This is a genomic window from Candidatus Obscuribacterales bacterium (assembly GCA_036703605.1).
Lineage (GTDB): Bacteria > Cyanobacteriota > Cyanobacteriia > RECH01 > RECH01 > RECH01.
On record DATNRH010000164.1, the window covers coordinates 1 to 8,503 of the forward strand.

An 8,503-nucleotide genomic window follows, 5' to 3' on the forward strand; every position below is an offset into this window, starting at 1 on the left:
TGACGTGATGATCGGCGGTCTGGGGAATGACACCTACGTGGTCGATGCCGCTGGGGATGGGGTAGTGGAAACCGTGGACATCGGTGGTGGCATCGATACGGTGATCTCCTCGGTGTCCTATACCCTGGGGGCTAACCTAGAGAATCTGATCTTGGCAGCCGGGGCGGGCAACATCAACGGCTTTGGTAATGCCCTAGAGAATAGCCTGATCGGCAACGGGGGCAACAACACCCTCGATGGCGGAGCTGGAGCCGACTACATGGCCGGCGGGGCCGGCAATGATCGGTATTTCGTTGATGATGAGGGCGATCGCGTTGTCGAAAACCCGGGTGAAGGTTTAGATACAGTAACCTCCAGCGTTTCCTACACCCTAGGGGCCAATATCGAAAATCTTACCCTAGTAGGAACGGCCGTCGTTGGGGTAGGCAATGATGAAAACAATACCCTGCGCGGCAATGCCCAAGGGAATCTCCTCGACGGCGGTGCGGGCAATGATGTGATGATCGGCGGCGCAGGCAGTGATACCTATGTAGTGGACAGTCGCGGAGACGTGGTTGTAGAAACCGGTGCCGATCCCTTCGATACCGTGATTTCCTCGATTTCCTACACCCTCGGCAACACCTTAGAAAATCTGACCCTCAGCGGCAATGCCAACATCAACGGCACCGGCAATACGGCGAATAACACGATTCGCGGCAACACCGGCAACAATATCCTCGATGGCGGAGCCGGGGCGGATGTGCTGATCGGCGGGGGCGGTAGCAATACCTTTGTGGTAGATAACCTCGGCGATCAGGTGGTAGCCACAGGGCCGGGCATTGACCTGGTGGTCTCCAGCGTCAACTATACCCTAGGCGCGAATCTAGAAAACCTCACCCTCAACGGCACCGGCAATATCAACGGTGTAGGTAATGATGTTGCCAATACCATCACCGGCAACGAGGGGAATAATACCCTGCTGGGGCTGGGCGGCAACGATCGCATCATCGGTGGGGCTGGCAACGACTACATCGACGGCGGCAACGGGTCAGACTACATGGCCGGCGGCACCGGTAGTGATACGTACATCGTCGATAATGCTGGGGATGAGGTAAACGAAGCGATCGCTGGCCCCCTAGGCGGCATCGATACCGTCATTTCAGATCTTTCCTTGACTCTCGGGGCCAATCTAGAAAACCTGATTCTCACCAACAATGGCCCCAACCTCAACATCAATGGGGTGGGCAACGCCGAAAACAATACCATCCTCGGCAACGACGGCAACAACACCCTGTTGGGGGGAGCTGGTCGAGATGTGATCAGCGGTGGGGCCGGCAATGACTACATCGACGGCGGCATCGGCGCGGATAATCTACGCGGCGGCGCGGGCAATGATACTTACATCGTCGATAACCTCGGCGACGTGGTGGTCGAAGACCTCACCAACGCGGCCGGCGGCGGCATTGACCTGGTGATTTCCGATGTGTCCTTTACCCTAGGGGCCAATCTCGATAACCTCACCCTCACCAACAATGGTCTGAACCCCAACATCAACGGGGTGGGCAACGCCGAAAACAACACGATCCTCGGTAATAACGGCAACAACACCCTGCTGGGATTAGTAGGAAATGATGTGCTGATCGGTGGGGAGGGCAATGATGTCCTCGATGGCGGTACGGGCAATGACATTATGGTTGGCGGTGCCGGCAATGACACCTACGGGGTGGATGCCTTGGGCGATGTGGTTGAAGAAGCGATCGCTGGCCCAGCCGGCGGCATTGATCTAGTCTTGTCCGATCTGTCCTACACCCTGGGCGCTAATCTGGAAAACCTCACCCTGCGCGGCACGGCAGCGATCGGGGTGGGCAATGATGAAAACAATACGATCCTTGGTAACGCTGCCGATAACCAACTCCTGGGCGGCTTCGGCGATGATGTGCTGATCGGTGGCGGCGGTAATGACCGCCTGGATGGGGGCGTTGGCGATGACATCATGCGCGGCGGCATCGGCAATGATACCTACCTCGTCGATTCCTTGGGTGATGTAGCAGCAGAAATCGTGGGCGGCCCCACCGGTGGCTTGGATCTAGTGATCTCCAACGTCAGCTTTACCCTCGGGGCCAATCTGGAAAACCTTACCCTCACCGGGGCCGCCAACCTCACGGGGGTAGGTAATACTGAGACCAATACCCTGCGCGGCAATGGCGGGAACAATATCTTGGATGGTGGTGAAGGCGCAGACAGTCTGTTCGGAGGGGCGGGTAACGATGTCTTCCGGGTGGATAATCTGGGCGATCAGGTATTTGAAAATGCCGGCGAGGGCATCGATACCGTGGAATCCTTCGTATCCTTTACCCTCGGACCCAACCTAGAAAACCTCGTGTTACTGGGGTCAGATCCAATCAACGGGGTGGGCAACGGCGAAACCAACACCATCCTCGGCAATGCCGGCGACAATACCCTGCTGGGGCTCGCCGGCAACGATGTGATCCTGGGCGGCGCGGGCAATGACTATATTGACGGCGGCACCGACGATGACACCATGACCGGCGGCGCGGGCAATGATACCTACATTGTGGATTCCTTGGGCGATCGCGTCACCGAACGCACGGGTGAAGGCTTCGATACCGTGATTTCCTCCGTGTCCTTTACCCTGGCTCCCAACATTGAGCGGGTGATTTTGGTGGGCGTGGGTGATTTGAACGTCGTCGGTAACGACCAAGACAATACCCTCACCGGCAACGACGGCGATAATACCCTGCTCGGTCGTGGCGGCAACGATGTGTTGATTGGCCGCGGCGGCGACGACTACCTGGATGGCGGCAGCGGCAACGACATCATGCGCGGTGGTGCTGGCAATGACACCTACGTGGTGGATAGCCTGGGCGATCAGGTGATTGAAGACATTGCTGGCCCGGCAGGGGGCATTGACCAGGTGATCTCCAGCGTTAGTTTTACCCTCACCCCCAACCTGGAAAACCTCACCCTCACCGGGAATGCCAACATCAACGGCATCGGCAACAACGGCAATAACACCCTCATCGGCAATGCTGGCAACAACCGTCTGGAAGGGCGCGATGGCAACGACGTCCTTGTGGGCGGCGGCGGCATCGACTTCCTGGTGGGCGGTGCCGGCGATGATACCTATTTTGTCGATAACAGCAGTGATGTGGTGGTGGAAGCCGCTGGTCAGGGTAATGATGTGGTCTTCGCCACCGCCTCCTACACCCTAGGGTCTGGGGTGGAAGTGGAGCGGTTGATTCTCCTGGGAGAAGACAATATCAACGGCACCGGCAACGAGTTTGACAACACCCTCATCGGTAATGCGGGCAATAACCGTCTCGATGGCGGCACGGGCAGCAACCGCCTGGAAGGGGGCGCGGGCAACGATGTCTACGTGGTCAACAGCGTTGATGACATCGTGGTGGAAGCAGGCCCCGCCACCGATATCGACACGGTGGAAGCCAGCATTAGCTATACCCTAGGAGCCAATCTAGAAAACCTGATTCTCACGGAAGATGGCCTAGACCTTGACCTAATTGGGGTGGGGAATGCCCTCGACAACAGCATCATCGGCAACAGCGGCAACAATATCCTGGATGGCGGCGGCGGGGTCAACTACCTAGCAGGCGGCCGCGGGGATGACACCTACCGGGTCAACAACTCCAATGACGTCGTCGTTGAGCGGTTGAATGAAGGGATTGACCTCGTGGAAGCCACGGCTAGCTATGTGCTGGGTGCCCATGTGGAAAATCTCACCCTGGTAGCTGGGGCAGGGCCGATCAACGGGACGGGGAATAATCTCAACAACAGCATCATCGGCAATGAGTTTGTCAATATCCTCAGCGGCGGCGATGGCAACGACTACCTGGATGGCGGAGTTGGTGCCGACACCATGATCGGCGGGCTGGGCAACGATACCTTTATCGTAGACAACATCGGTGATGTGACGCTTGATAGCGGCCCCGGCATTGACACCGTCATTGCCGACGTGAGCTTTACCCTCGGTGCTAGTCTGGAAATCCTGATCCTCACGGACGATGGCCCCGACTTGGATATCAACGGCATCGGTAACGACCAAGCCAACACCATCATCGGCAACTCAGGCAACAACATCCTGGATGGTCGCGGGGGGAGCGATCGCCTCGTTGGTGGCAGCGGTGACGATACCTACATCGTGGATAGCAGCGCCGACCAGGTGATTGAGCTAGCGGGCGAGGGCATTGATCTGGTTGTTGCCAGTGTCGGCTATACCCTGGGGGCCAACCTGGAAAACCTCACCCTCAGCGAAACCGCCCCAAATCTGAACATCAACGGCGTCGGCAATAATCGCAACAACACGATCACCGGCAACAGCGGCAATAATATCCTGGACGGTGGCGAAGGGGCAGATGTCTTACTGGGCGGTGCAGGCAATGACACCTACATCGTGGATGATGAGTTCGACCAAATCATTGAAACTGGCCCCGCCACAGATTTGGATACGGTGATCGCCAAAATTAGCTGGACTCTGGCACCCCAGCTAGAGCAGCTCATCCTCAGTGAAGATGCTCCCAATCTGAACATCAACGGCACGGGCAACGCCGGGAACAATACGCTCATTGGCAACTCCGGCAACAATATCTTGGATGGCGGTCTGGGTAATGACGTGATGATCGGCGGTGCGGGCAATGATATCTATATCGTTAATAGCACCCGCGATTCCGTCGTGGAGGCATCGGGCGGCGGGACAGATACCGTGCGGTCTAGCGTCAACTTTACCCTGGGCGACAATATCGAACGTCTGGAGCTACAGGGCACCGGCAACGTCAACGGTACTGGCAGCGGTAGTGATAATGTGATCATCGGCAATGTCGGCAATAACGTCCTCGACGGCGGCGGCGGTCGCAACCGCTTGGAGGGTGGTGCGGGCAACGACACCTATATCATTACGGAAGACGACATTGTGGTGGAGGACGGCCCCGATACAGACATTGATACGGTTGTGGCGGGTTTCGAGGTGGATCTGCGGCAAGAGCCCTTCACCCGCATCGAAAACCTGACTATTTCCAGCGATGCCAACCTTAACGGCTTTGGCAATGAGGCGAATAACGTCATCAATGGCGGGTCGGGCAATAACCAACTGTTTGGCTTTGGGGGCGATGATAGCCTCAATGGCTTTGCGGGCAACGACACCCTGGTGGGCGGCAATGGCAACGATGCCCTGGTGGGCGGTAACGGCAACGATACCCTCATCGGCGGTCGCGGTACAGATATCCTAGAGGGCGGCAGCGGTCGCGATCGCTTCGTCTTTGATGTCCTAGACGGCGCAGTGGATACTATCGTGGACTTCACGGCGGGCAACTCCACCAATGCCGATCGCATCGTTCTCGATCTATCCGTCTTCACCCGCATTCAAAGCGACATCAACTTGGCAGGCAACGGTCAAGAAACCGGCCCCTCCGGCTTCAGCCTGGAAGATGAATTTGCGGTGTTGGGGGCAGCCAATGAAGCAACAGCGGTGATTGTCTACAACGAAGGTACGGGTGCCCTAGCCTACCGGGCCACGGCGGGCGGTGCCCTCACCCAGTTTGCGTTGCTGAACGGACGTCCCTCCATTAGCAACGAGGACTTCCTGCTGCAAGCCTAGGGTCTTGCCCCTGTTCCCAACACGAAAAAAGCGATCGCCTTCCTAGCCAGAAGAGCGATCGCTTGGATCACCGTCTACCACATGTCAAAGTAAACTTATCCCAGGTCTTGGGCACCTCGATCAGGCAACGGACAAGCCATCGACAGGTCGCCCGAGCTAGTTGTAAACGTTGTCTCATCTCGATAGTGGCGGGGCGTTTGCATCATCAACTGCCAAACCTTACCGATCTCTAAAAGATTAAAGCGATCGGGATAGAGTTCCTGAAGCAGCTCTTGCACCATCGGATAGTAGTCTGAATTCATACCAGGAAAGATATGGTGTTCCGTATGGTAAGAAAAGTTGAGATGGAGCACGTCAAAGATCTTAGGTACCCGCAGCGATATGCTGTTGATCAACGGATCATTCACCGGCGTCATGCGGCATAGCATATGGTTGGTGTAGATATAAATCATGGCACCGCAATAGCCAATCCAAATGGGCAGAAAATAGCCCAAGAGCAGCGGAATCGGATGCCAGCCCAGGTAGCTAAGAATGCTCAGGTGAATGGCGATAACCACCAATAATTCCAGAGCGATCGCTTTTCGTTCCTTAGGACTAACGGTAAAGGAAAACACCGGATATCGGGTTTTTCCATCATTGAATAACAACACCGCCGTTAGATTCCGAAAGGCATGAACAGCCCAAGACGACGTCATGCCCACGGCTAGCCAAAGAGGATGCACCTCTACCGACGGCACGAACAAATTCTGGATCCATTTACCCCAGCTTTCTGGCTGATCGAATAAGTAATTGCGATCGGGATCTTGGAGAGAATTGGTGTTGCTGTGATGCTCTCGGTTATGCACCGCTTTCCATAATGTGGGCGGCATCCACAACATCGACAGTCCGATCAAGCTCAGTACCTTCCGCAGTAATGGCTGTTTCACCGCACTGCTGTGCATCAAGTCGTGGGTACTAAATAAGAGAATGATCACACTATTTCCCATGGCGATCGCCAGCGGCAGATAAAGCCATAGTAAATACCAAGACCACTGATCTAGATGTTTGGCAATACCCCAGCCCAAAAGCAAAATAGCAACATTGATGAGTAAAATAACAACCTTGTTTCTATCGGGTAGAAATGCATCCGGAGGAAGTAAGGGTCGGAGCTTCTTCGCATACTCTGCCTGACTTATCCAGATTTCACGATCAGTAACGTTCATAAAGTTCCGTAAATTGTTCAAGGATCAAATCTTTCGACATTCTTAAAATGTCAAGCCTAAGGTTTAGTTCCGCACTATCGTTGGCTCAACAGGTGTTGTTGACGAGTAACGAGCATCAAAACATCGAGCCCATCATTGTCACCCCACGCGAATCCCAGGACTCAGCAACGCCGTTTGCCCATAGATAACTGGAGAGAGTGCAATGAGTCTCACTACTACCAAGCAACCTATTCAAGCCTATCTTCCCCTCTTAGGAGATATCAGCCACAAGCATCCACTCGCCTATCAAGCTAGTCGAGGAGCCGTCAAAGTATTCAACGCCTTACAGATGGCCGTAGCGGAGTCTTACATTAACGGACTAGAGGTTCCTGACTCCATGTTGCGATCGCTGTTTGATACCTGTATGCCAATTCTGTTCCAACATTTTCCATCTCTGCTAGCCCCCTACGACTGGGTACTGCATGAGACAGACCACCTGGCAGAAGGGTCTCAGGATTTAATGAAAATTCAGTACGACCTCCCACAGAGAATGTTTAAGCTGATGTTGGGGGACTGGGATTTAATGTATCCTAAATACACCATGGCGCTGTGGGAAAGGGGAGCCACTGACCTTGAACAGGCGCAGATGCACATGGTCGATGACGCTATAGAGAAGCTTGGCATTCAAGATGGTGACCATGTCCTAGATGTGGGTTGTGGATGGGCTGCTGTCCCAAACTATGTCATGTCGAAATTCCCCAATGTTCGGTTTACAGGACTGAGTCTCAGCCATGAACAGTGCGAAGATGTTCGCCAGCGCATGAAGGATCCTAAGAGTTATCTTAGCTCAGACCGATTCACCTTGGTCGAAGGAGATTTTAACACAATTCAATTTGAAGAGACGTTTGACAAAGTTCTATCCATGGGTGTTTTTTGTCATGTCGGCAATTTGACCCACGCTTTTGAAAAAATTGCGTCTTTCTTGAAGCCTAAAGGTCAGTTCTTTTTGCATATTATTACGGTGCGTCTACCCAATAATGTCTCCAGTGTCTACACCCATCGGTATATTTTTCCCCATGGTCGCTACTGGAATTTTGATGCTCCCCCAGCCCGCAACCAACACCTAAAAACCGTGAAACGCTGGTATATCAACGGCAACAACTATTCCAAAACCTTCGCTAGTTGGCTCCAGCGCTTTGATGACCACTATGACGAGATCAAAGATCTCGATTATGGGATCGACTTTCTAAAATTCCGGCGCATCTGGCGCTTTTACCTGATCTGGTTCGTTTCCAACTTTGCTAGTTGTGATGGGGAAATCAATGGTAACGGTCAATTTCTGATGACCCTCACCTAGTTCATTCAGTAGTACAAAGCGATCGCTCCCCAAGCATCTCACAGGTGTCGGAAGGAGCGATCGCTTAAACCTAGGCTGACAGACTATCACAGCACCTGATTATTGGCATAGATAATATCTTACTTGACTTAGATGCAGCAACAAAAAAGAGTAGGCGTTGCTGAATGAAGATATAAAATCGGCGTGTGAGCCTCTTACTCACGGTTTATTAGCACCTATCCTATCGCGATTCAGCAATGCCAAAGAGTCGCCAAAAAAAGAGTCACCAAAACACCAAAAAGATAGATATATCTCCAGTCATCGAAACGAGTTCTCCATCCCAACCCCGTCAAAAAACTTATGTTGACCCAGCAGAGC

Annotated in this window: 3 protein-coding genes; 2 read left to right on the plus strand and 1 reads right to left on the minus strand. The window is 53.8% G+C overall.

What is annotated here, in order from left to right:
* Window positions 1-7: 7 nt before the first annotated feature.
* Window positions 8-5,608 carry a calcium-binding protein gene (locus tag V6D20_03395; GenBank protein ID HEY9814838.1) on the plus strand — a complete coding sequence of 1,867 codons (5,601 nt, stop codon included), beginning with the start codon at window positions 8-10 and terminating at the stop codon, window positions 5,606-5,608.
* 95 nt (window positions 5,609-5,703) lie between these two features.
* On the opposite strand, the gene V6D20_03400 is transcribed toward V6D20_03395, so the two are convergent.
* Entirely contained in the window at window positions 5,704-6,810 is a 1,107-nt protein-coding gene (locus tag V6D20_03400) for a fatty acid desaturase (protein ID HEY9814839.1), read from the minus strand.
* Window positions 6,811-7,012: 202 nt separating this feature from the next.
* Between V6D20_03400 and V6D20_03405 the strand changes: the two genes are divergently transcribed.
* Complete coding sequence (locus V6D20_03405) at window positions 7,013-8,146, plus strand: class I SAM-dependent methyltransferase (protein ID HEY9814840.1); 1,134 nt, start codon at window positions 7,013-7,015, stop codon at window positions 8,144-8,146.
* The last annotated feature ends 357 nt before the right edge of the window (window positions 8,147-8,503 follow it).

Excerpts from the sequence above, each read along its gene's own strand:
- V6D20_03395 (HEY9814838.1), top strand. The coding sequence starts at position 8 with ATGATCGGCGGTCTGGGGAATGACACCTACGTGGTCGATGCCGCTGGG.
- V6D20_03400 (HEY9814839.1), bottom strand. The coding sequence starts at position 6,810 with ATGAACGTTACTGATCGTGAAATCTGGATAAGTCAGGCAGAGTATGCG.
- V6D20_03405 (HEY9814840.1), top strand. The coding sequence starts at position 7,013 with ATGAGTCTCACTACTACCAAGCAACCTATTCAAGCCTATCTTCCCCTC.